The sequence below is a fragment of the Rhodococcus sp. 06-462-5 genome (assembly GCF_002258315.1).
In the GTDB taxonomy this organism is placed as follows: Bacteria; Actinomycetota; Actinomycetes; order Mycobacteriales; family Mycobacteriaceae; genus Rhodococcoides.
The window spans coordinates 368,548-390,375 of record NZ_NOYD01000013.1; the positions used below are offsets into that span (position 1 = coordinate 368,548).

Annotated in this window: 18 protein-coding genes; 4 read left to right on the plus strand and 14 right to left on the minus strand. The window is 65.9% G+C overall.

The window, feature by feature from the left end:
* The 12 genes from obgE to CH251_RS09130 all read right to left on the minus strand — a co-directional run bounded on the left by obgE (position 1) and on the right by CH251_RS09130 (position 15,865).
* Positions 1 to 1,452: a GTPase ObgE gene (obgE, locus tag CH251_RS09075; protein WP_037193128.1), complete on the minus strand. Its 1,452-nt coding sequence runs from the start codon at positions 1,450 to 1,452 to the stop codon at positions 1 to 3.
* 175 nt (positions 1,453 to 1,627) lie between these two features.
* A complete protein-coding gene (rpmA, locus tag CH251_RS09080; protein ID WP_032379202.1) occupies positions 1,628 to 1,891 on the minus strand; it encodes a 50S ribosomal protein L27 in 264 nt (87 codons plus the stop codon).
* Between the two features lie 59 nt (positions 1,892 to 1,950).
* Positions 1,951 to 2,262 carry a 50S ribosomal protein L21 gene (rplU, locus tag CH251_RS09085; protein WP_032394581.1) on the minus strand — a complete coding sequence of 104 codons (312 nt, stop codon included), beginning with the start codon at positions 2,260 to 2,262 and terminating at the stop codon, positions 1,951 to 1,953.
* Between the two features lie 235 nt (positions 2,263 to 2,497).
* A complete protein-coding gene (locus CH251_RS09090) occupies positions 2,498 to 5,950 on the minus strand; it encodes a translation initiation factor IF-2 N-terminal domain-containing protein (protein WP_094612960.1) in 3,453 nt (1,150 codons plus the stop codon).
* Positions 5,951 to 6,452: 502 nt separating this feature from the next.
* Positions 6,453 to 6,866, minus strand: coding sequence for a nucleoside-diphosphate kinase (ndk, locus tag CH251_RS09095; RefSeq protein WP_032394582.1), 414 nt, complete (start codon positions 6,864 to 6,866; stop codon positions 6,453 to 6,455).
* 70 nt (positions 6,867 to 6,936) lie between these two features.
* Positions 6,937 to 7,326 carry a DUF4233 domain-containing protein gene (locus CH251_RS09100; protein WP_094612817.1) on the minus strand — a complete coding sequence of 130 codons (390 nt, stop codon included), beginning with the start codon at positions 7,324 to 7,326 and terminating at the stop codon, positions 6,937 to 6,939.
* Complete coding sequence (locus CH251_RS09105) at positions 7,323 to 8,753, minus strand: folylpolyglutamate synthase/dihydrofolate synthase family protein (protein ID WP_094612818.1); 1,431 nt, start codon at positions 8,751 to 8,753, stop codon at positions 7,323 to 7,325. Before CH251_RS09105 ends, CH251_RS09100 begins: the two co-directional genes overlap by 4 nt.
* Positions 8,754 to 11,429: a valine--tRNA ligase gene (locus CH251_RS09110; RefSeq protein WP_094612819.1), complete on the minus strand. Its 2,676-nt coding sequence runs from the start codon at positions 11,427 to 11,429 to the stop codon at positions 8,754 to 8,756.
* Between the two features lie 9 nt (positions 11,430 to 11,438).
* Complete coding sequence (locus CH251_RS09115; protein ID WP_094612820.1) at positions 11,439 to 13,430, minus strand: alpha/beta fold hydrolase; 1,992 nt, start codon at positions 13,428 to 13,430, stop codon at positions 11,439 to 11,441.
* A gap of 37 nt (positions 13,431 to 13,467) precedes the next feature.
* The gene (locus CH251_RS09120) at positions 13,468 to 14,253 is read right to left on the minus strand and encodes a SigB/SigF/SigG family RNA polymerase sigma factor (RefSeq protein WP_037193137.1); all 786 of its coding nucleotides are present in this window, start codon (positions 14,251 to 14,253) and stop codon (positions 13,468 to 13,470) included.
* Positions 14,253 to 14,684 carry an anti-sigma factor gene (locus tag CH251_RS09125; RefSeq protein WP_094612821.1) on the minus strand — a complete coding sequence of 144 codons (432 nt, stop codon included), beginning with the start codon at positions 14,682 to 14,684 and terminating at the stop codon, positions 14,253 to 14,255. The genes CH251_RS09120 and CH251_RS09125 overlap by 1 nt, the downstream gene beginning before the upstream one ends.
* Before the next feature lie 101 nt (positions 14,685 to 14,785).
* A complete protein-coding gene (locus CH251_RS09130; protein ID WP_094612822.1) occupies positions 14,786 to 15,865 on the minus strand; it encodes an FUSC family protein in 1,080 nt (359 codons plus the stop codon).
* Between the two features lie 84 nt (positions 15,866 to 15,949).
* Between CH251_RS09130 and malQ the strand changes: the two genes are divergently transcribed.
* Both malQ and fdhD read left to right on the plus strand, forming a co-directional pair.
* Entirely contained in the window at positions 15,950 to 18,121 is a 2,172-nt protein-coding gene (gene malQ / locus CH251_RS09135) for a 4-alpha-glucanotransferase (protein WP_094612823.1), read from the plus strand.
* Positions 18,122 to 18,155: 34 nt separating this feature from the next.
* Positions 18,156 to 19,001: a formate dehydrogenase accessory sulfurtransferase FdhD gene (gene fdhD / locus CH251_RS09140; protein ID WP_094612824.1), complete on the plus strand. Its 846-nt coding sequence runs from the start codon at positions 18,156 to 18,158 to the stop codon at positions 18,999 to 19,001.
* On the opposite strand, the gene CH251_RS09145 is transcribed toward fdhD, so the two are convergent.
* Positions 18,978 to 19,625: a CoA transferase subunit B gene (locus CH251_RS09145; RefSeq protein WP_094612825.1), complete on the minus strand. Its 648-nt coding sequence runs from the start codon at positions 19,623 to 19,625 to the stop codon at positions 18,978 to 18,980. The genes fdhD and CH251_RS09145 overlap by 24 nt on opposite strands.
* Positions 19,622 to 20,371, minus strand: coding sequence for a CoA transferase subunit A (locus CH251_RS09150; RefSeq protein ID WP_179273725.1), 750 nt, complete (start codon positions 20,369 to 20,371; stop codon positions 19,622 to 19,624). The genes CH251_RS09145 and CH251_RS09150 overlap by 4 nt, the downstream gene beginning before the upstream one ends.
* A gap of 108 nt (positions 20,372 to 20,479) precedes the next feature.
* On the opposite strand from CH251_RS09150, the gene pcaH reads away from it, so the two are divergent.
* Positions 20,480 to 21,196 (plus strand): protocatechuate 3,4-dioxygenase subunit beta, encoded by a 717-nt coding sequence (pcaH, locus tag CH251_RS09155; RefSeq protein WP_094612826.1) that lies wholly within the window; start codon positions 20,480 to 20,482, stop codon positions 21,194 to 21,196.
* Entirely contained in the window at positions 21,189 to 21,827 is a 639-nt protein-coding gene (pcaG, locus tag CH251_RS09160; protein WP_094612827.1) for a protocatechuate 3,4-dioxygenase subunit alpha, read from the plus strand. The genes pcaH and pcaG overlap by 8 nt, the downstream gene beginning before the upstream one ends.
* Position 21,828 lies beyond the last annotated feature (1 nt).

The following is a 21,828-nucleotide window of genomic DNA, read 5'->3' on the forward strand; positions in this document are numbered from 1 at the left end:
CTACTCCTGTTCGGTATCGAGCCCGCGACGTACCTGGCGGGCATGCTTGCGTTCGGATGCGCCGATGCGCTCGACCTGATCGAGACGGGCATCGGTGCCACGGCCCGTCATCGTGATCTCGACACCGGCCGGGGTCTGCGGCTCCCAGTCGAACGACACGTCGCCGATGGTCACCGAAGCACCGGGCTGAGCGCCGGCCTTGATGAGGGCGTCCTCGACGCCGAGCCGCGCGAGACGGTCGGCGAGGTAGCCGACGGCCTCGTCGTTGGTGAACTGCGTCTGGCGCACCCACCGCTCCGGTCGGGTACCGCGAACGATGAAGCCGTCCGGGATATCCGGATCCTTGACGACCTTGAAGCTGTCGTCGTTGCGAGCGACCGGGCGGAGCACCTGACGCCGCGGCTCGGGAGCCGGATGCGCGGTGCGGTACTCCTCGACGAGCTTCGCCAACGCGAACGTCAGCGGCTTGAGACCGGCACGAGTGACCGCGGAGATGGTGTACACGGGCCAACCACGGGACTCGAACTCGGCAGTGACCATCTCGGCGAGCTCGGCACCCTCCGGAATGTCGGCCTTGTTCAACACCACGATGCGGGGCCGATCGGCCAGATCGCCGAGGCTGGCATCTCCGGACAGAGCCGGCTTGTACGCGGCCAATTCGGCTTCGAGGGCGTCGACATCGGAGATCGGATCGCGGCCGGGATCCAGTGTGGCGCAGTCGACGACGTGTGCGAGAACGGCACAGCGTTCGAGGTGACGCAGGAAGTCGAGACCGAGACCTCGGCCCTGACTCGCTCCGGGGATCAACCCGGGAACGTCGGCGACGGTGAAGGTGGTGTCGCCGCTGGAGACCACACCGAGGTTGGGCACCAGTGTGGTGAAGGGGTAATCGGCGATCTTCGGCTTCGCTGCGGACAGCACCGAGACCAGCGACGACTTACCGGCCGACGGAAAACCGACGAGGCCCACATCGGCGACGGACTTGAGTTCGAGAACGAGCTCGCGTTCGATGCCCTCTTCGCCGAGCAGTGCGAATCCGGGTGCCCGACGAGCCTTCGAAGCGAGAGCTGCGTTGCCGAGACCACCGCGGCCGCCCGGAGCGGCGTCGAAACGTGTTCCCTCGCCGATCATGTCGGCGAGCACGTTGCCCTTCTTGTCGAGCACGACGGTGCCGTCGGGGACCTTGAGAATCAAGTCCTCGCCGTTGGCACCCTCGCGGTTGCCACCCATGCCCTGAGTTCCGTTGCCTGCCTTGGCATGGCTCGAGAAGTGGAAGTCGAGCAGAGTGTGGACGTTGCTGTCGACGACGAAAACGACTCCGCCGCCCTGTCCTCCGTTACCACCGTCGGGGCCACCGAGGGGCTTGAACTTCTCGCGGTGAACCGAAGAGCAGCCGTTGCCACCTTTGCCGGCGCTGACGTGCAGCACCACGCGGTCGATGAATCGTGACATAGCTGTCTTCGATCCTTTCGTGAAAGAAAAAGCGGGAGAAAAAAGCGATAGGGGCGGACCGGTCTCATGACCCTGGTCCGCCCCTATCGGGAGCTGTGAACGTACGCCGTGGATGGTCGACTCGGGTAGTTGCCCGGTCGCGTCGGCCATCGTGGGCGCGAGCGCTGCAGAAGGACTAGGCCTCTACAGCGACCGGAACGATGTTCACGGTCTTGCGACCGCGCTTGGCACCGAATTCGACTGCGCCCGGGGCGAGTGCGAACAGGGTGTCGTCGCCGCCACGGCCGACGTTGACGCCGGGGTGGAAGTGCGTGCCGCGCTGACGAACCAGGATCTCGCCTGCGCCTACGGTCTGGCCGCCGAAACGCTTGACGCCGAGGCGCTGAGCGTTCGAGTCGCGACCGTTACGGGAGCTTGATGCACCCTTCTTATGTGCCATGTTGCATACCCTCCTCGGGGTGAATCAGCTTGGGAGAACGCGGGTCCGGTGAGACCTGGTTACTTGATGCCGGTGACCTTGAGGACAGTGAGCTTCTGCCTGTGTCCCTGACGCTTGTGGTATCCGGTCTTGTTCTTGAACTTGTGGATGCGGATCTTCGGGCCCTTGGTGTGCTCGACGATCTCACCGGCGACCGAGATCTTCGCCAGCTTGTCTGCATCTGTGGTCAGGTCGGATCCGTCTACGACGAGGACCGGAGCAAGCGAGACAGCAGTGCCGGGCGCTCCCTCGATCTTCTCGACCTTGACGAGGTCACCAACAGCGACCTTGTACTGCTTTCCGCCGGTCTTGACGATCGCGTACGTTGCCATCGGAGGGCTACCCCTTGCTTCTTCGAACTTGCTCGCGTTGCGCATGGCAACACGACTGGTCTGGTAAAACGTGTTTGCTTGCTCCCTATCGGCCGGTCGGGATGATGATCATCTCGGCCCGCTCGAGAACCGTTGTTTCCTACAGGGCCACAACGGCACAGCAGAACGGTGTCACCGGGAGCGACTTATCAAGGTTACGGCAGGGAGACGGCCAGGGTCAAACTGCCCTGTTCTGCTAGGCATCGATGTCCACCGGAGGACCTGCAGGCCGCGCTGCTGCGCGCCGTCTGCGAGGACGTGCCGCAGGGACCTCCACCGGCTCCACGGGCTGTTCGGCCGCAGCTGTGAGCGGTGCCGACGGCTCGTCGGGTGTCGTCCCGGCCTGGTCGGAAGACGTGGCGTCCTCCGCGTCGTCCGTGGCGGGTACGACGATGACCATGCCCGCGTCGGGCGCTGTGCCGGTCGGCGCTGCTGCCTTGCGGGCCACCCGCCGTCCGCGTCGAGCCTTCGGTGCCGCCGGAGCGGACGGCTCGTCGGCCGGAGTCTCGGCGGGCGAGTCCGCTGCCGTGACGTCGGTCTCCGCGTCGGCGACCGCAGCGGCCGCAGCGTCCACGTCGTCGGCGGAGACCACGGTCACCACGGCGTCGCCGCTGGGAGCTTCGGCCGGTGCCGGTGTCTCGACATCGGCGGGGCTGACGTCGGCCACCACGTCGTCGTGATGCGCCGCCATGGCCAGTGCCACCGGATGCGCCCGCTTGATCGACGGATCGACCACGGGGTGCTCGTGACCGTCTGCCTGCGCGTTCGAGGAAGCCCGGTCGTTGCCGTCCGACCGATCGTTGCCGTCGGCCTTGTTGTCCTTGCCGCGTCGACGCCTGCTGCTCGTTCCCGAGTTGCCGGCTTCGGACCGCGACGAGTTGGACCGACCGCCGTCGTTGTCCGGCTTGGCGTCGATGGGGAACGGGTGCACGACGATGCCGCGGCCCTGGCAGTGCTCGCACGTGGTGGAGAACGCCTCGACGAGCCCGGTACCGAGCTTCTTGCGGGTCATCTGCACCAGTCCGAGCGAGGTCACCTCGGAGACCTGATGGCGAGTCCGGTCGCGTCCGAGGGACTCGGTCAGGCGCCGCAGCACGAGATCGCGATTGGACTCGAGCACCATGTCGATGAAGTCGACGACGATCATGCCGCCGATGTCGCGCAGACGCATCTGGCGAACGACTTCCTCGGCGGCCTCGATGTTGTTGCGGGTGACCGTCTCCTCGAGGTTGCCGCCGGAGCCGGTGAACTTGCCGGTGTTGACGTCGACGACAGTCATCGCCTCGGTGCGATCGATCACCAGGGTGCCGCCGGAAGGCAGCCAGACCTTGCGATCGAGGGCCTTGGCCAGCTGCTCGTCGATGCGGTGCGCGGCGAAGACGTCGACCGAACTGCCGTCGGCCTCGTATCGGTGCAGCCGCTCCATCATGTCCGGGGCCACGGTCTCGACGTAGTTGGACGTCGTCGTCCATGCCTTGTCGCCCTCGATGACGAGCTTGGAGAAGTCCTCGTTGAACAGGTCTCGGATGACCTTGACCAGCATGTCGGGCTCTTCGTACAGCGTCTGCGGTTGCACGCCCTTGCCGGTTTCGGCGTTGGCCGAGCGTTCTTCGATGCTGGCCCACTGCGCCTGCAGGCGAGTCACGTCCCGTGCGAGTTCTTCTTCGCTGACGCCCTCCGCTGCGGTGCGGATGATGACGCCTGCCTCGGGAGGCACGATGTCGCGGAGGATCTCCTTGAGCCGCTTGCGCTCGGTATCGGGCAGCTTGCGGCTGATGCCGGTGGAGCTTCCACCGGGCACGTAGACGAGGAAGCGACCGGCGAGCGAGAGCTGTGTCGTCAGGCGAGCACCCTTGTGTCCCACCGGGTCCTTGCTGACCTGCACGAGAACCTGATCGCCCGGCTTGAGGGCCTGCTCGATCTTGCGCGCGCTTCCGCCGAGACCGGCAGCGTCCCAGTTGACCTCGCCTGCGTACAGCACACCGTTGCGGCCACGGCCGATGTCGATGAAGGCTGCTTCCATGCTGGGCAGCACGTTCTGAACGCGGCCCAGGTAGACGTTGCCGACCATCGACGCGGTGGCACTGCTGGTGACGAAGTGCTCGACGAGCACGCCGTCTTCGAGCACGGCAACCTGTGTGGTCAGCGGGTGATCCGGTGTCGCCTTCTCCCGCACGACCATGACGCGGTCGACGGATTCACGGCGCGCCAGGAACTCGGACTCGGTGAGGATCGGCGGACGACGACGGCCGGCATCGCGCCCGTCGCGGCGGCGCTGACGCTTGGCCTCGAGCCGCGTCGAACCCGTGATTCCCTGAACCTCGTCCCGGGGTGCCCGACTCTTGTTGCGCGGCTCACGCTCGTGCACGACCGTGTTGGGCGGATCGTCCTCGGACGACGCGCCTTCGGCAGCGGCCTCGGCTCCGGTCTTGCGCCTGCGACGGCGGCGGCGACGACGGCTGGAGCCGTCTCCGTCCGAACCGCCGTTGTCGGAGTCGTCGTAGTTGTCCTGGGCACCCGAATCGGACTCGTCGTCGCTGTCCTCGGCCGAGGAGTCCGCGGTACGCGTGTCGTCGGAGGAGTCGGTCGAATCGGAGTTCTGTCGGTCGGAGGAACGGCTGCGAGTACGTGACCGACGTGAGCGCCGTCCCGAGTTCGACTGCTGCCCGTCACTTGCCGAGGACTCGTCCGAGTCGGCGTCGTCGGTCGACTCCGCGTCGGTCGAATCGGCGGTCTCGGTGTCGCCGTCGGAATCGTCGTCCGAGTTCTCGTCGGTCGACTCGTCCGAGGACTGCTCGCCGCGACCACGTCCGCGACCACGACGGCCGCGCCGACGGCGTCGAGGCTGAGACTGATCGTCGTCGCCGTCACCGTCGGTCGAGCTCTCGGCGGCGGCCGACTCGTCGGCCTCGGACGACGAGGACCCCTCGGTCGAGACGGCAGAGATCTCGGGTGTGCCGGTCTCCGGCGTCACCGCGGACTCGCTGCTGTCGGTGTCAGCGGTGCTGTCGGTGTCAGCGGTGCTGTCGGTGTTCGGAGCCTCGTCCTTGGGCGCGGCCTTGCGGCTGCGGCGACGACGAGCCGGGGGCTCGGCCGGTGACTCCGTCGATTCCGTCGCTGGGGCATCGACGGCGGCGGGCTGCAGAAACAGAGGGGTGGCGAACGTCGTCGCTGTGGGCTGGTCGGTCGTTGCCGCGGGCGCGGCGGCCTTCGACTCAGGAGCCGGCGCACTGGTGAACAGCTGCGGCTCGGACCACGGAACCTCGTCTGTGGGCGCATCGGCGGCAGGCACATCGGCGGCAGGCATATCGACATCGGGCACCGGAGTCGGCTCGGCAGTCGAGGAATCGGTTGTCGGCGCTGCGGGGGCGTTGACCGAATCGCGAACGGACTCGGCGACGTCACGGCTCAGGCTCGACTGAGCACTGCGTGCTTCGATGCCGAGCTCACCGAGGGTGACGAGCAGCTGCTTGCTGGTGACGCCCAGGATCTTGGCCAGTGCGTGCACGCGCAGCCTGGTCGGCAGCTCGATGGTGTCGGGTTGCGCCGACGACACCGCGTCGGTTTCCACAGGCGACACCGGGCCGGGGGCCTCCGTACGTCCTGCGTTTTCGTTCTGTACATCTTCGGGCGGGCTTTGATCGGCCACGTAGTCTCCTCGGGCCCCCGGGCGCGTCCATCCGACTTCGGGTGTGACGCGGCCACGCGAGGGCAATCCTTGTGTACTCACGTCGGGTTGGACGTCAGCTGTTCGGTCTCGCTCCGCACCCGAGCCGATGACCACTTCGTAGTTCTCGGTGGTCGACGACAGCGTGTGCAGTGCCTGGCTGGATGGTGGTGTACCGGCGATCCGAGCGCCTGATCATCAAGCAAGAACGCGAACGAGCCTGTCTCTCGTTCGAGCATCTGCGATGACGGGCAGCGGATAGACGACAAGTCATCCGATCGAATCCATCACACCGGTCTAGCGAACTTCCGTGAAGCCTTGGCTTCGGGTGGAGCGTGAAACCTGTACGTACTGGCGCAGTGGAGTCGATCTGTTGTCGAGTATCCCACACGCTGTGATGCGTACTCGCCACGCCGCACCGATCGGGTCCCGGCGGTTGCGACGTGGCTACGCGAATGCTGCTTTTCTGTCGAAGACGGAACGGTCAGGCGAGGCCGGGGAACCAGAGTGCGATCTCGCGCTCGGCCGATTCCACGGAATCCGATCCGTGAACCAGGTTCTGCTGACCGTCGAGGGCGAGGTCACCGCGGATGGTGCCGGGAACCGCCTTGGCCACGGGGTCGGTGCCGCCTGCGATCTGACGGAAGGCAGCGATGGCGCGGGGGCCTTCGAGAACTGCGGCCACCACCGGTCCGGACGTGATGAACTCGAGGAGTTCGGGGAAGAACGGCTTGCTCTCGTGCTCCGCGTAGTGAGCCGAGGCCAATTCGCGGGAAACGGTCTTGAGCTCGAGTGCGACGATGCTCAGACCCTTCTTCTCCACGCGGCCGAGGATCTCTCCTACGTAACGCCGGGCAACTCCGTCGGGCTTGATCAGTACAAGGGTGCGGTCGGTCACGAAAGACGACAGTAATGGAACACGGCGATGCAGCGCGCGCCGCATCGCCGAAACCGACGGGTTTGCCCTGTCAGTCACGCTGCCCCGGCAGCATTCCTCGTCGGATCCGCTCGGTGATGTCGCGGCGCAGATACAGCAGATACAGCCAGACCGCGATGAAGATCAGGCCGACGGCTCCGATGGAGAGATGGAACACGGCCCCGGCCACAACGAACACCTGGAGAACGAGGTTGAGCTTCATCGCCCATGGCTCCCCCTGCTTTCCTGCAGCCAGGATCATCACGACGGCCAACGCCACGATGTACGTCGTCGAGAACCAGGTCGCACCACCGCCGAGGGTGGCCACCACCGGCAGCGCGAGCAGCGTCACGATGGCTTCGAGCACAAGAGTGCCGGCCGCGACACCGCGGAAGCCCTTCCACGGATCGTTCGTGGGTGGTCTGAACTCTGTCTCGCTCACGCGGGGTCCTTTCCGAACAGAGTGCGAGCTGCACCGACGGTCACCACGGATCCGGTCACCACGACTCCGGCACCGGACACGGCCTCGCCCGGCTCGGCGACTTCCTCGGCCAAGCCGATCGCCGTTTCCAGGGCATCGGGCAGTGTCGACGCAACCACGACCCGTTCGTCGCCGAACTTGGCCACTGCGATGTCGGCCAACGCGTCCACGTCCATCGCCCGCGCCGACCCGTTGTGGGTGACGACGATGTCGTCGAACACCGGTTCCAATGCCTCGAGAATCGCTCCGACATCCTTGTCCGCCATGACGCTGACGACGCCGACGAGCTTGCGGAAGTCGAATTCGTCGGTGAGGGCGGCGGCGAGCGCTGCTGCCCCGTGCGGGTTGTGCGCGGCATCGAGGAACACGGTCGGGGCGTTGCGTACCCGCTCGAGTCGACCCGGATTGACGATCGTGGCGAACGCAGCGCGCACGGTGTCCTGATCGAGTTGGCGATCCGGACCGGCACCGAAGAATGCCTCCACCGCAGCGAGTGCGAGGGAGGCGTTGTGCGCCTGATGCTCGCCGTGCAGTGGAAGGAAGACGTCGGTGTACACCCCGCCGAGCCCCTGCAGTTCCAGTTGCTGGCCGCCCACGGCGATCTGCCTGCCGAGCACGGTGAATTCCGATCCGGCCCGCGCCACCGCAGCGTCCGCCTGCACCGCCGCCCGCAGCAGGACCTCGGAGACCTCGGGTTGCTGCTTCGCCAGAATCGCGACGGTATCGCGCGGCACGAGGGACTCCGGGGCCTTCTTGATGATTCCCGCCTTCTCTCCCGCGATCCCGGCGAGATCGTCGCCGAGGAACTCGACGTGATCGAGGCCGATCGGAGTGATGACGGCGACCTCGCCGTCGACGACGTTGGTGGCGTCCCAACGCCCACCGAGTCCGACCTCGATGACGGCGACCTCGACCGGGGCCTCGGCGAACGCAGCGAACGCCATGGCCGTGACCACCTCGAACTTGCTCATTCGGGGTCCGCCCGCCGCCTCGGACTGTGCGTCGATCATGTCGACGAACGGAGCGATCTCGTTGTAGGTGTCGACATACAACCGCGGTGAGATGGGCCGCCCGTCGATGCTGATCCGCTCGGTGGCCATCTGCAGGTGCGGGCTGGTGGTGCGGCCCGTGCGCCGGTGGAATGCGGTGAGCAGCGCATCGATCATGCGAGTCACCGAGGTCTTGCCGTTGGTACCGGCGACGTGAATCGACGGATACGCCTTCTGCGGCGACCCGAGCAGATCCATCAGCGCCGAGATCCGGGCCGTCGACGGCTCGATCTTCGTTTCGGGCCAACGCTTGTCGAGCTCGGCCTCCACGAGAGCGAGCTCGGCCAGATCGACAGGGCTCGGCGGAGGTAGCGGCAGGGCGCCGTCGGGTTCGGTCACTTAGGTTCCCATCGATTCGAGCCGCGCCGAGATGCGTGCGATCTCTTCGCCCGCGATCGTCTGGCGTGTTCTGATCTTGTCCACCACCGCATCCGGTGCCTTCGCGAGAAACGCTTCGTTGCCGAGCTTGCCGGTGGTCTGCGCCAGTTCCTTCTCCGCAGCGGCGAGATCCTTCACCAGTCGGGCTCGCTCGGCGACGAGGTCGACGGTGCCCGAGGTGTCGAGTTCGACGACCACGGTTGCCTTGCTCAGGCGCACCTCGACCGAGGCCGTGGCGGCGAAGTCCTCGGCGGGCTCGGTCAGTCGAGCCAGCGCGGTGACCGCCGAAATCTGCCCGTCCAGATCGGATTCGGAGACTCCGACGATGCGGGCCGCCACCTTCTGGGACGGCTTGAGTCCCTGGTCGCTGCGGAACCGGCGAATTTCGGTGATGAGCCGCTGCATGTCCTCGATGCGTTGTGCCGCAACAGAATCCAACGACTCGGTGGCGGCAGTGGGCCACGCCGCGATCACCAGCGACTCGCCGCCGGTGAGCACCTTCCACAGCGTTTCGGTGACGAACGGAATCACCGGATGCAGCAGGCGAAGCAGAGCGTCGAGAACGTTGCCGAGAACCCCGCGCGTGGTGGCGGCAATGGCGTCGTCGGCGAACTGCACCTTGGCGATCTCGAGGTACCAGTCGCAGACCTCGTCCCAGGCGAAGTGATAGAGCGCCTCGCAGGCCTTGCTGAACTCGTAGCGATCGAACGCCGAATCCACCTCTGCCCGAACCTGTTCGAGTCGGTCGAGGATCCATCGGTCGGCGTCGGTCAGCTCGGCACGCTGGGGTAGATCGGCCGGTGCCGCGCCGTTCATCAGAGCGAACTTGGTGGCGTTGAACAGCTTGTTCGCGAAGTTGCGCGAGGACTGCGCGTGGTCCTCGCCGACCGACATGTCGGCACCGGGGTTCGCGCCGCGAGCGAGTGTGAAGCGCAGCGCGTCGGCACCGAACCGGTCGACCCAGTCGAGCGGATCGATTCCGTTGCCCCGCGACTTGGACATCTTCTTGCCGTACTGATCGCGAATCAGGCCGTGCAGGAACACATCTCGGAACGGAACCTGCGGCCCTTGCTTGCCTGCGGTGATCGCGTCGTCGGCTCCCACGTAGGTGCCGAACATCATCATGCGGGCGACCCAGAAGAACAGGATGTCGTATCCGGTGACGAGAACACCCGTGGGATAGAACTTCTCGAGATCGGCCGTGGCGTCGGGCCACCCCATCGTCGAGAAGGGCCACAACCCGGACGAGAACCAGGTGTCGAGAACGTCGGGATCCTGCTCCCAGCCCTCGGGCGGCGTCTCCCCCGGTCCGAGGCAGACGGTCTCGCCGTCGGGTCCGTACCAGATCGGAATCCGATGACCCCACCACAGCTGACGCGAGATGCACCAGTCGTGCATGTTGTCGACCCAGGCGAACCAGCGCGGTTCCTGGCTCTTGGGGTGAATGACGGTGTCGCCGTTGCGCACTGCGTCACCGGCCGCCTTCGCCAGGGTGTCGACCTTGACCCACCACTGCAGCGACAGGCGCGGCTCGATCGGCTCACCACTGCGCTCGGAGTGGCCGACGCTGTGCAGGTAGGGGCGCTTCTCGGCGACGACGCGGCCCTGCTCGGCCAGTGCTTCACGAACCTTCACCCGCGCCTCGAAACGGTCCATGCCGTCGAATTGCGTTCCGGTATCGGCGATCCGGCCTGCCTTGTCCATGATCGAAGGCATCGGCAACGAGTGCCGCACACCCATCTCGAAGTCGTTGGGGTCGTGAGCCGGGGTGATCTTCACGGCACCGGTGCCGAACTCGGGATCGACGTAGTCGTCGGCGATGATCGGGATCTGGCGTCCGGTGAACGGGTGCTCGAGGGTGGTGCCGACCAGCGCCTTGTATCGCTCGTCGTCGGGGTGGACCGCAACTGCGGTGTCGCCGAGCATCGTTTCGACTCGGGTGGTCGCGACGATGACATGTGGCTCGGAATCGTCGAGCGAGCCGTATCGCAGCGAGACGAGTTCGCCCTCGACGTCCTCGAACTTGACCTCGATGTCGGAGATGGCGGTCTGCAGCACCGGAGACCAGTTGACCAGTCGCTCGGCGCGGTAGATCAAACCGTCGTCGAACATCCGCTTGAACATGGTCTGCACGGCCTCGGACAGGCCGTCGTCCATGGTGAATCGCTCTCGACTCCAGTCCACACCGTCGCCGATGCGTCGCATCTGCCCACCGATGGTTCCGCCCGATTCACGCTTCCAGTCCCAGACCTTGTCGATGAACAGCTCGCGGCCGAACTCTTCCTTGGTCTTTCCGTCGGCGGCGAGCTGCTTCTCCACGACGGTCTGCGTGGCGATACCCGCGTGGTCCATGCCCGGCAACCACAGCACCTCGTACCCGAGCATCCGCTTGCGACGGCTCAGCGCGTCCATCAACGTGTGGTCGAGAGCGTGGCCCATGTGCAGGCTGCCCGTGACGTTGGGCGGGGGCAGCACTATGGAGTAGGGCGGCTTGCCGCTGGTGGCGTCGGCTTCGAAGTACCCGGCGTCGACCCAGGACCGGTACAGCTCCGCCTCGACCGCACTGGGATCCCAGCTCTTGGGCAGGTCGATCGAATCGGCGGGGTTCTCTGAGTGCTCTGGCGCTGAACTGGTCACCGGTCGATTCTAGTGGCCGAGGATTCGAGGCATCGACACCCTCTCGCCCAGCACGTGCTGCGCCAGGAATGCCAGCACCACCTCGTACCAGACCTTGGCGTGTTGGGGACTGAGAATCCAGTGGTTCTCGGCCGGGAAGTAGAGAAAACGATGGTCGGTGTTGCCCTCGTCATCGGCGGGCAGGCCGGATTCACTGAGCAGTTCGTACCACAGCCGTAGGCCCTCGCCGATAGGCACTCGATAGTCCTTGTCGCCGTGGACGACCAGCATCGGCGTGGCGATGTCCGCGACGAACAGGTGCGGGGAGTTCTCCACCGCCATCTCCGGAGACATCTCACGAGCCCAGTAGTACGGGGCATCGGTGGTGGGCCCGAATTGATCGAGCGCCCACAGGCTCGCATGGGTGACGATCGCGTCGAACCGGTCGGTGTGCCCGGCGATCCAGTTGGCCATGTAGCCACCGAAGGATCCGCCCATCGCCCCGGTGCGGGTGTCGTCGATGTGGGGTAGCGCGGCCGCGACATCGGTCAACGCCATCAGGTCGGTGAACGGGGCCTTGCCCCACGCTCCCCAGCCGCGCTGCACGAACTCCTGGCCGTACCCGGTGGACAGAGCCGGATCGGGCAGCAGCACCGCGTACCCACGGGCGACCATCAGCCATGGATTCCACCGCCACGACCAGGTGTTCCACGAGCCGAGTGGACCACCGTGCACCCACAGCAGCAGCGGTGCGGGTGCCGCGTCCGAGGCACCCTCGGGCAGTGCCAGCCAGCCGCGCACCCGGGCACCGTCGTCGACGACGGTGTCGATCTCGGTGAGAGTTCCCGGCAACGGACTGCGGTCGATGGAGGTGTCGAGGTCCACAACGGTGCCGTCGGACAGGTCGATCGACACCGGATGCGGGGCGGCCAGATAGGACGCGGCGAGCGCCAGCACCCTGGTTCCGTCCGAGGACACGTGAACATGGGTGTACGCGTCGTTCGTTTTCGTCAGCCGACGCGGCTCCGCGCCCTCGCGGACGACGAAGATCGGAGACCGGCCGTCGTCGTCCCCGGTCACCAGCACCCCCGACCCGTCCGGCAGCCACACCGGATCGATCGGCCATCTATCCCAGCCGGGCGCAACATCGACGACGGAAGAAGTCCCGAAGTCATAGCGCTGCAGCGTCATTCGGGGCGCATCCTCGGGAGTGGAGAGCGATTCACGCACGAACACCACGGATGCGCCGTCGGGCGAGATCGCCGGCGCGCCCAGATCGGCATCGATGTCGTCGACGATCGTGGTGCGCTCCCCCGTCGCGGTGTCGATGCGCACCAGCACCGTCCGCACGGTCGCCAGAGCGCCGGGAACGGCCCAGGTGGACACGACGAACGCACCGTCGGCACTGATGTCGAACGCCGCCTCGTGCAGAGCTCCGGCCGCATCCGAGGTCAGATCACGCAATCCCGTCGTGCCGTCGGTCGATCCGGCGAACAGATGCGGGGTGGCAGGACCGAGATCGTGATCCCAGAAACGCACCGGAACTCCGGTGTGGAGAATTGCATCCACCTTGTTCGCCTTGCGCTCGGTGCGCAGGGCATCGTCGTCCTCATCGGTGCTCGACGATCCGAACACCGGCGACAAGCCCACGAGCCCGTGTCCGGAACGGGCGCTTCGGATTTCGCTCAGACCGGCGGACCGAGTCTCGAGCACTCGCGCCTCACCGCCCGAGGCGGGAAGAATCCACAGCCGCGCCGGATCGTCCTTGCTCGATCGGCGAGAGAACAACAGATCGCCCGCCGGGGTGAACACCGGAGCGCTCTCGCCCCACTCGCCGTGCGTGAGGCGTCGGGCCGGCGAACCGCCGTCGACATCGATCTCCCACAACGACGTTCGATACTCGGTCCGCGAATCGTCCAGTGCGGCAATCACGATCACCGCCCGCGAGAAATCGTGCGATGCCGCCAGGCCCGTGACCCGACGGGCTCCGATGTACTCGTCGACGTCGTCGTACATGCTCATCCAGCGAGCCTAACGGCACCGGCCCCAGGGCGGCACGCTAGTCCTCGCCGAGGTCCTCGCGCAGTTGAGCGAGAGTACGAGCCAGGATTCGCGAGACGTGCATCTGCGAAATCCCCACCTTCTCCGCGATCTGTGTCTGGGTCATCGACCCGAAAAATCTGAGCACGACGATGCGACGCTCACGCTCGGGCAACTTCTCGAGTGCGGGGCGCACCGCGAGATAGCTCTCCATCTTCTCGAGTTCGGGATCGTCGGCACCGAGAGTGTCCATCAGCGGCAACCGATCCTCGCTGACCACCGAGTCGACCGAGACGGTCTGATACGCGCTGCGCGCAAGCAATGCCTGCGAGGCTTCCTTGACGTCGATCCCGAGTTCGGCGGCGATCTCGCTGGCAGTCGGAGCTCGACCGAGCTTCTGCGACAACGATCCCACCGCCTGGGAGATCATCGAGTTCAGTTCCTTCATGCGCCGCGGCACCCGTACCGACCATCCGGCGTCGCGGAAGTAGCGTCGAGCCTCGCCCATGATCGTGGGCACGGCGAACGACACGAAATCCGATCCACGTTCGATGTCGAATCTGTCGACTGCGTTCACCAAACCGAGGCGTGAGACCTGGAGGAGATCTTCGTGTGCTTCGCCGCGACCGCCGAAGCGGCGCGCGATGTGTTCTGCGAGAGGAAGGCAGCGGGTGATGATGCGATCGCGCAGCACTCGGCGCTGCGGTGAATTCTCGTCGAGCGCCTGCATCTGCTGGATCAGGGCGACAACGTCGCTGTAATCGTCGGACTCTCGCCGTGTGCTTCGTTCGTGCGGCACAGGCACTAGACCTTGCTCCTCCGCTTGACCACGTCGATCGCGACCGCGCGACCCGCTTCGCCCTCGACCGCGTCGTCGGCGCGCAGTTCGATGGCGTCGGTCAGCGTCTGCAGCACGTGCCAGCCGAAGCTGTCCTTCTTGGGCACGGAAGTGGGTGCGAGCGTGGACGTGACGACGATCCGGATTCCGGAGTCGCTCACTGCGAACGTGCACGAGAGCTCTGCATCGGTGACCGAGCCCTTGATCAGCTGCGAACACACTTCGTCCACGACCAGCTTCACATCGGCGATGTCGTCGAGCGTGAAGTCGCTGAGCACTGCGAGGGTTTCGGCGACGGCACGAACCACCGGAAGCTGGTCGGCCTCTGCACGTACCCTCAGCTCGACCGGTGCACCGGAACCTCGCTCCAGTTCTTCGATCTTGCTGACCCCAGCCATCCGCACTTCCCATCGTCGCCGAGCAGTCGTTTTACCGTTCGCCGAGCCAGACTACCCAGCGCCCGACGTTTCAATCCTGGCAGTCGGGAGAAACACAGCCGTCAGGCGAGCGCTCGCAGCGCTGCCGTTGCCGGTCCCACGAGCCTGCCCGCGCTCATCGTCGCTCCGGCCGATTCCTGCCCGGACGCCACCACCGTGTGCACGAGCACGGCCAACGTCTCCTCCGCGGCGGCGACACGATCGACCACGTCCGCTTGGGTACGGCGCGCATCGCACCGGCACTCGACGACATCCGCCAGGGCACGGACGAACTCGGCACCGGCGACCCGGACGTCGTCCTCGAGCGCGTGGAACGGCGGAACGGGATCCAGTCCGACGGCGGCTGCGTCGACCAATTCGCCGCATTCGGTCCAACTGGCGTCGATGGCGCCGACCGTGGCCTTCCACCACCGGTGGTTCACTCGGGTGGGTGCCGCCGACCGACGAAGATTTCCGCGGGTGCTCTCCTCGGTCCACATCAACGCGGCCTGAGCACGGCGCACCTCGACTCGAACGGCGTCGCTCCGCGTACGCCACTGCGAATACCGTTCGTCGACGGCGGATCGGTCCGGCTCGAGGTCGAGACCTCGGGCGACGTCGCGCAGCAGGGACCCCGCAGCCGACGACACCGATTCCACCGCATGTTGCGATTCCCGCCAGTACAGCGGCGGTGCTGCGAGTGCATTCACCGCCACACCCACTGCGGCACCGACCGCGAGTTCGATGATCCTGTCCACCAGGGCGACCGGATCGGATGCCGATCCGTAGGTGACCATCAGCAGTGCGGTCACCGGTATCCAGATTCCGCTCGTACCGAATTTCGACCAACGGCCCACGAGAGCCCCGACGAACACGCTGACGGCCAGAGCCACACTCGGCTCGCCGACGACGCGAACCACGAGTGCCGCGACGAGCACCCCGGCGGTCACCGTGGCGATCTGCTCGGCCGCCGATCGCAGGCTTCGGCTGATCGTCACGTCGATCAGGAACACCGCTGCGTACGGAGCGAGGAAGGGCTGCGACATCGACAGCAGTTCGGTGGCCAGAATCCATGCCGCCGCTGCGGCACCCGCCATCTTCGCGGACACCACGAGGGCCTCGATCGTCCGGTCGCGCGAGACCGACCGTCGTGTCCACCTCATCCCGGCTCGCCTACCCCACCCCGGTCGACTCGAAACCGCCCTGCCCGGGTGACGGGGGCGCGGCGAACTGGCACGATCATCGATGTGGACTACTCGCAGGCACTTCGCTCTCTCGCCCGACGTCTCGGCACATCGACCTCGTATCGAGGCTGGGACGACACCGTTCGCGAAGTGAGCGACGACACCCTGCGTCAGGTGCTCGCCGCGCGCGGTTACGCAACCGAATCGACCGAGGACGTCGACCGAGCTCTGGCCGACATCGAGAACGCACCGTGGCGACGCCTGCTTCCGCCGGTGGTGGTGGCCACCCAGGGCACCGATGCCGTGGTCTGGGTGCATGTGCCACACGGCAATCCGGTCGAGGTCTCGATGGTCTCCGAGGACGGCGAGACCATCGAGGTGGTCCAGGCCGACGTCTGGGTCGATCCCCGTGTGGTCGACGGCCGCCTCATCGGTCGCGCCACGTTCGTCGTTCCCGGTAGTGCGCCGCTCGGTTGGCACAGCCTCACCGCGACGACGATCAGCGAGGACAACACGGTCCGCACCTCGGACACGGTCGTGGTGGTCACTCCGAAGTCGTTGTCACCCAATGCAGAACTGGCAGACCGGCAGCGCACCGGTTTGCTCACCCAGTTGTATTCGGTGCGATCGAAGCGGTCGTGGGGAATCGGTGATCTCGGCGATCTGGAGGACATGGCCGACATCGCCGGACGCGAGCACGGGTTCGACTACCTCCTCGTCAATCCGCTGCACGCCGACCGACCCACAACACCGGTCGAGGCGTCGCCCTATCTGCCGACCACTCGCCGGTTCTTCAACTCGCTCTACATCCGAGTGGAGAACATTCGCGAGACCGCGCTGCTCTCGCCGGAACAGTTCGGCAAGGTCCAGAAAGCAGCGAAGCGATTCGACAAGGCCAACAAGCGAACCGGAAAGCTGAATCGAGACTCGACCTTCACGGCGAAACTGCGTGCCCTGGAACGTGTTCACAAGGTGCAACGGAGCCCGGCCCGCGAGTCCGCATTCCGTGCGTTCGTCGAACGCGAGGGTTCGGGACTGCGCGATTTCGCGGTGTGGAGCGCATTGGCGGAGAAGTTCGGACCCGAGAATTCGGCGTGGACCGACAGAGCAGCGCACCCGCGTACCGACTTCGTGCTCGAGCAACGCACCAAGCTCGCCGAGCGCATCGACTTCCACATGTGGCTGCAGTGGATCTGCGACGAGCAGTTGGCCGCCGCGCAACGCTCGGCGCTCGATGCAGGGATGGACATCGGCATCATGCACGACCTCGCCGTTGGCGTGGCGCGCGGCGGAGCCGATGCCTGGGCGCTCGGTGACGTGCTCGCGTCGGGAGTCACGGTGGGCGCACCACCGGACAACTTCAACCAGCAGGGCCAGAACTGGAATCAACCCCCGTGGGATCCCGACCGACTGCGCGAAATGGCATACGTCCCGTACCGCGACATGCTGCGCACGATCCTGCGTCATGCCGGCGGCATCCGCGTCGACCACATCCTCGGCCTGTTCCGCCTGTGGTGGATTCCGCAGGAGGCCGAGAACGCAGGCGGCGGAACGTATGTCGAGTACGACCACGAGGCGCTGATCGGCATCCTGGCCCTCGAGGCCGAACGCGCAGGCGCGGTGGTGGTCGGTGAGGATCTCGGCGTCTTCGAGCCGATGGTGCAGGAATACCTCACCGAGCGCGGCATCTTCGGCACCTCGATCCTGTGGTTCGAGGCCGACGAATCGGGGCCGATACCGCCGGAGAACTACCGCAACCTGTGCCTGACGTCGGTGACCACGCACGATCTGCCGCCCACGGCCGGATACCTCGACGGCGAACACATCGACCTGAGATCACGTCTCGGCCTGCTCGAACGCGATATCGAGTCCGAGAAGGAGGTCGACGCGCGCAAACGCGAGGCAGTTCTCGACATGGCGCGCGAACGGGGGTTGCTCGACGCAGACGCCGACAACCACGACACGGTGGAAGCGCTCCATCGCCTCGTCCAGCGCAGTCCGTCCCTGCTGATCGGTGTCGCTCTCGTCGACGCCGTCGGGGAACATCGCATCCAGAACCAACCCGGTACCGACGAAACCCAGTACGAGAACTGGAAGATTCCGTTGGCAGACGCGAACGGCAAGCGAGTGCTCGTCGACGACCTCGTCGATCACCCGCGCATGGTCTCGTTGGTGAGCGCAATGGCCGACCGCGTCGACGGCGCGAGTACGCCGGGGTCCACAATCGAAGGATGAGTCACCGAAGTCACCGCGAATCCAACCGATACTGATGGGCCGCATCACTACCCGCAGGCCCGTCGTCCGACTCAGAAGTGGGCACCGCGTCGAACGCCCGGACACCCTCGTGGTGGAGGAGCCGATGGAGTTGCGAGTCGACGGCGCAGCGCTGGCCGTCACCATGCGAACTCCCGGCCACGACGTCGAGCTCGCTCACGGCTTCCTACTGACCGAAGGTGTGATCGCCTCGGGTGCCGACATCGCAGCGGCTCGTTACTGCGACGGGGTCGACGACGAGGGCGCGAACACCTACAACGTCCTCGACGTCACCCTGGCCGAGGGTGTCGCTCCACCGGAGACCGGCGTCGAACGAAACTTCTACACGACGTCCTCGTGCGGGGTGTGCGGCAAGGGATCGTTGGACGCAATTCGATTGCGCACCAAGCATTCCCCGATGGACGATTCGGTCGTCGTGACGTCCGATACTCTCTCCGGGCTACCCGACACGTTGCGGGCAGCGCAGAAGGTCTTCGATGCGACCGGCGGTCTGCACGCCGCCGCCCTCTTCACCGCAGACGGCGAGATGCTCGTCCTGCGTGAGGATGTCGGACGCCACAACGCCGTCGACAAGGTGATCGGCTGGGCGGTGACCAACGATCGGATTCCCCTGCAGGGCACGGTGCTGATGGTCAGCGGCCGCGCCTCGTTCGAGTTGGCCCAGAAGGCGGTGATGTCCGGAATACCGATTCTCGCAGCGGTGTCCGCCCCGTCCTCGCTGGCGGTCGACCTCGCGACCGAATCCGGCTTGACGGTCGTCGGTTTCCTCCGCGGTCGGTCGATGAACATCTACTCCCACGCCGACCGCGTTCTCGTCTCAGAGGGCGGCGTCGACCAGTAGTTCGGCCGCGGTCGCATTTCTGACCTCGTCGACGGACACACCGGGCGCGGTCTCGACGAGGCGTAGTCCATGCTCGGTGACATCGAGAACGGCCATGTCCGAGATGATTCGGTGCACGCAGCCCTTACCGGTGAGCGGCAGAGAGCAGCGTTCGAGGATCTTCGGCTCACCCTTGCGGGAGACGTGCTCCATCATCACGATGACGCGTCGCGCTCCGTGCACAAGATCCATCGCGCCCCCCATCCCCTTGACCATGTGCCCGGGAATCATCCAGTTCGCCAGATCACCGGTGGCGCTGACCTGCATCGCCCCCAGTACGGCGACGTCGACCTGGCCGCCGCGGATCATTCCGAACGATTGCGCGGAATCGAAGTAGGACGCACCGGGAAGGACCGTGATGGTCTCCTTGCCGGCGTTGATGATCTCGGCGTCGAGTTCGTCCTCGGTGGGGTACGGTCCGACGCCGAGGACTCCGTTCTCCGAATGCAGGATCACCGAGACGTCGGTGGGGATGTAGTTGGGCACGAGAGTCGGCATGCCGATGCCGAGATTGACGTACTGACCGTCGAGGAGTTCCTGCGCCACCCGAGCCGCCATCTGTTCGCGGGTCATCTTCTCGCTCATGCTCGTACCGTCCTCTGCTCGATGCCGACCTCGACCGGTCCGACGTGGACCACTCGCTGCACGTGGATTCCCGGGGTGTGCACCTCGTCCGGTCCGATCTCGCCCGGCTCGACGAGGTGCTCGACCTGGGCGATGGTGATGCGCCCCGACGCGGCGGCAGGCGGGTTGAAGTTTCGCGCACTGGCGTGGAACACCAGGTTGCCGTGGCGGTCGCCTTTCCAGGCGTGCACGAGCGCGTAGTCGGCGACGATTCCGCGTTCCATCACGTAGGTGACACCGTCGAATTCACGGGTCTCCTTGGGCGGACTGGCCAGTGCGATACCGCCGCTGCCGTCGTAGCGCAGCGGCAATCCGCCGTCTGCGACCTGAGTACCGACCCCTGCAGGGGTGAAGAATGCCGGAATACCGGCACCGCCGGCACGCAGCCGCTCGGCGAGGGTGCCCTGCGGGGTCAATTCGACTTCGAGTTCGCCGGAGAGATACTGCCGCGCGAACTCCTTGTTCGAGCCGACGTACGAGCTGATGGTCCGGCGAATGCGGTGCTGCGCCAGTAGCACGCCCAAGCCGAAGCCATCCGTTCCGCAGTTGTTGCTGATGGTTTCCAGATCGGTCGCACCCTGCGCGAGCACGGCGTCGATGAGGATCTCCGGCACTCCGACCAATCCGAATCCGCCGACGGCGATCGACGATCCGTCGGGAATGTCCGCTACGGCTTCGGTGGCGCTGGCCACGACTTTGTCCAACATGAGACGCACGCTACCGCATCTTGTGCGGAATATGAACAGGTTGCCACAATGCGAACACCTCGCTATTCTGGCTGTTGCGCAGATCACCACAATCGTGAGGAACCTTCGATGCTTCATCTCCCGCCCGAGTATCGGGATCAATCGGGGGTCCATGCCCCGCTCGACTTCCCCGAGTACCGGACCACCACCCTTCGGCATCCGGCGCAGCCGCTGACCCTGCTCCCCCAGCGACTCACCGAGATCACCGGACCGGTGCTGGGCGAAGGACGCGTCACCGCCGCCGACGCGGACCTCACCCTGGCGAACGACGGCGAGGCACAGGGGCAGCGGATCATCGTGCACGGCCGCGTGCTCGACAGCGACGGCAAGGCGATTCCGAACACCCTCGTCGAGGTGTGGCAGGCCAATGCAGGCGGTCGATACCGTCACACAGCCGATCGGTGGCCTGCACCGCTCGATCCGCACTTCAACGGCACCGGTCGCGTACTCACCGACGCCGAGGGCAGATATCGATTCACCACGATCAAGCCGGGCGCGTATCCGTGGGGCAACCACCACAACGCATGGCGACCCGCGCACATTCACTTCTCGTTGTTCGGCCAGGCGTTCACTCAGCGACTCGTGACCCAGATGTACTTCCCGGACGACCCCATGTTCTTCCAGGATCCGATCTTCAACGCCACGCCCGAGGACTCGCGTGCCCGAATGATCAGCAGGTTCGATTACGAAGCGACGCAGGACAACTGGGCCCTCGGATTTCGATTCGACATCGTGCTGCGCGGCCGGGACGCCACCCCCTTCGAGGAAGACGATCACGATGACTGAATCAGAGTTCGCTCCGCGCTACCCGGTGGTCACCGGTGCCGACTTCACCACTGCACCGTTCGGACAGACACCGTCCCAGACGGTGGGCCCCTACGTTCATATCGGACTGCTGTGGCCCGACGGTGAGAGCGTGGTTCCGCAGGGCACCGACGGCGAGATCACCGTGTCGTTCACGCTGATCGACGGAGCCCGAAACCCCATGTCCGACGCCATGATCGAGACCTGGCAGGCCGATGCCGACGGCCGGTTCGATCACCCCGACGATCCGCGCGGCGCTGTCCCGGCACGCACCGAGGGCTTTCGCGGCTTCGGGCGAGCGTTCGCCGACGAGACCGGAACGATGTCGATCACGACGATCAAGCCCGGGCCGCTTCCCGCCGAGAACGGTGCCGTGGAGGCACCGCACATCGACGTCGGAATCTTTGCTCGTGGAATGCTCGATCGAGCCGTGACGCGGGTCTACTTTCCCGACGAAACCGACGCCAACGCGGTCGATCCGGTGTTGTCCGCCATGCCGGAGCGCAAGCGTGCCAGACTCGTCGCAGCACCGGTGCACGGTGGGTACCACCTCGACATCGTGCTGCAGAACACCGATCCGGACGGCGACGAGACTCCGTTCTTCGCGCTGTGAC

Bases quoted from the DNA above. Each gene is read 5' to 3' on its own strand.
- obgE (WP_037193128.1), bottom strand. From the start codon at position 1,452: ATGTCACGATTCATCGACCGCGTGGTGCTGCACGTCAGCGCCGGCAAA.
- rpmA (WP_032379202.1), bottom strand. From the start codon at position 1,891: ATGGCACATAAGAAGGGTGCATCAAGCTCCCGTAACGGTCGCGACTCG.
- rplU (WP_032394581.1), bottom strand. From the start codon at position 2,262: ATGGCAACGTACGCGATCGTCAAGACCGGCGGAAAGCAGTACAAGGTC.
- CH251_RS09115 (WP_094612820.1), bottom strand. From the start codon at position 13,430: ATGAGCATGTACGACGACGTCGACGAGTACATCGGAGCCCGTCGGGTC.
- CH251_RS09125 (WP_094612821.1), bottom strand. From the start codon at position 14,684: ATGGCTGGGGTCAGCAAGATCGAAGAACTGGAGCGAGGTTCCGGTGCA.
- CH251_RS09130 (WP_094612822.1), bottom strand. From the start codon at position 15,865: ATGAGGTGGACACGACGGTCGGTCTCGCGCGACCGGACGATCGAGGCC.
- fdhD (WP_094612824.1), top strand. From the start codon at position 18,156: ATGGGCCGCATCACTACCCGCAGGCCCGTCGTCCGACTCAGAAGTGGG.
- CH251_RS09145 (WP_094612825.1), bottom strand. From the start codon at position 19,625: ATGAGCGAGAAGATGACCCGCGAACAGATGGCGGCTCGGGTGGCGCAG.
- CH251_RS09150 (WP_179273725.1), bottom strand. From the start codon at position 20,371: ATGTTGGACAAAGTCGTGGCCAGCGCCACCGAAGCCGTAGCGGACATT.
- pcaH (WP_094612826.1), top strand. From the start codon at position 20,480: ATGCTTCATCTCCCGCCCGAGTATCGGGATCAATCGGGGGTCCATGCC.
- pcaG (WP_094612827.1), top strand. From the start codon at position 21,189: ATGACTGAATCAGAGTTCGCTCCGCGCTACCCGGTGGTCACCGGTGCC.